This is a genomic window from Microbacterium sp. ISL-103 (assembly GCF_018613995.1).
GTDB lineage: Bacteria > Actinomycetota > Actinomycetes > Actinomycetales > Microbacteriaceae > Microbacterium.
The window spans coordinates 1-1,009 of the sequence record NZ_JAGGPD010000641.1 but is presented as its reverse complement, the minus strand read 5'-3'; the positions used below and the strand labels follow the sequence as shown (position 1 = coordinate 1,009).

At 68.7% G+C, this 1,009-nt stretch carries 1 protein-coding gene; it reads right to left on the bottom strand.

Translation table 11 applies throughout. From position 1 onward, the window contains the following. Positions 1-1,009, bottom strand: a 1,009-nt coding sequence (dusB, locus tag J7E68_RS19025) for a tRNA dihydrouridine synthase DusB (protein ID WP_215175107.1), incomplete at both ends; no start/stop codon positions are given.

Sequence of the window (1,009 nt, the reverse complement as noted above, 5' to 3'; positions counted from 1 at the left end):
GTCCGGCAGCGCCGGGCGTTGCGGGCGACCGGATCGACCGCGCGGGCCTTCGGCGTCGGCGCCGGGGTACGGCGCCGTGTGGTCGAGCTGGCCGAGCATCTCGTCGATCTCGGCGAGGCTGGATGCCGTCGCGAGCCCGGTGCGGATGTCGCCGCCCACAGGGTAGCCCTTGAAGTACCAGGCGACGTGCTTCCTGACGTCGCGGCATCCGCGGTCCTCGTCTTCGAAGAACTCGACGAGCAGCTCGGCGTGGCGACGGAAGGCGTCGGCCACGAAGCCGAGGGTCGCGTCGACCGGGTGCGATTCGGCACCGAATGCCGCTGCGAGCTCGCCGAACAGCCACGGACGGCCGAGGCATCCGCGCCCGACGACGACTCCGTCGCAGTCGGTCTGCTGCATCATGCGCACGGCGTCGTCGGCCGACCAGATGTCGCCGTTGCCGAGAACCGGGACGCTCGTCACCGCCTGCTTGAGCTCGCCGATCGCGTTCCAATCGGCGAAGCCCGAGTAGAACTCGCTCGCCGTGCGCGCGTGCAGCGCGATGGCCGAGACGCCGGCGTCTTCGGCCGCGCGACCGGCGTCGAGGAAGGTCAGGTGATCGGGATCGATTCCCTTGCGCATCTTGATCGTCAGCGGTACGTCGCCCGCGGCCTTGACGGCCTGGGTGACGATCTGAGAGAAGAGCGAGCTCTTCCAGGGCAACGCCGCTCCCCCACCCTTGCGGGTGACCTTCGGAACAGGACAGCCGAAGTTCAGGTCGATGTGGTCGGCGTGGTCTTCGGCGACGATGATGCGCACGGCCTCGGAGATCGTGTGCGGATCGACGCCGTAGAGCTGGATCGACCGCGGCGTCTCGGACTCGTGGTGGCGGATCAGACGCATCGTCGTCTCGTTGCGCTCGACGAGCGCCCGCGACGTGATCATCTCGCTCACGTAGAGCCCGGCTCCGTATTCGCGGCAGAGCCGACGGAATGCGGTGTTGGTGATACCCGCCATGGGTGCGAGGACG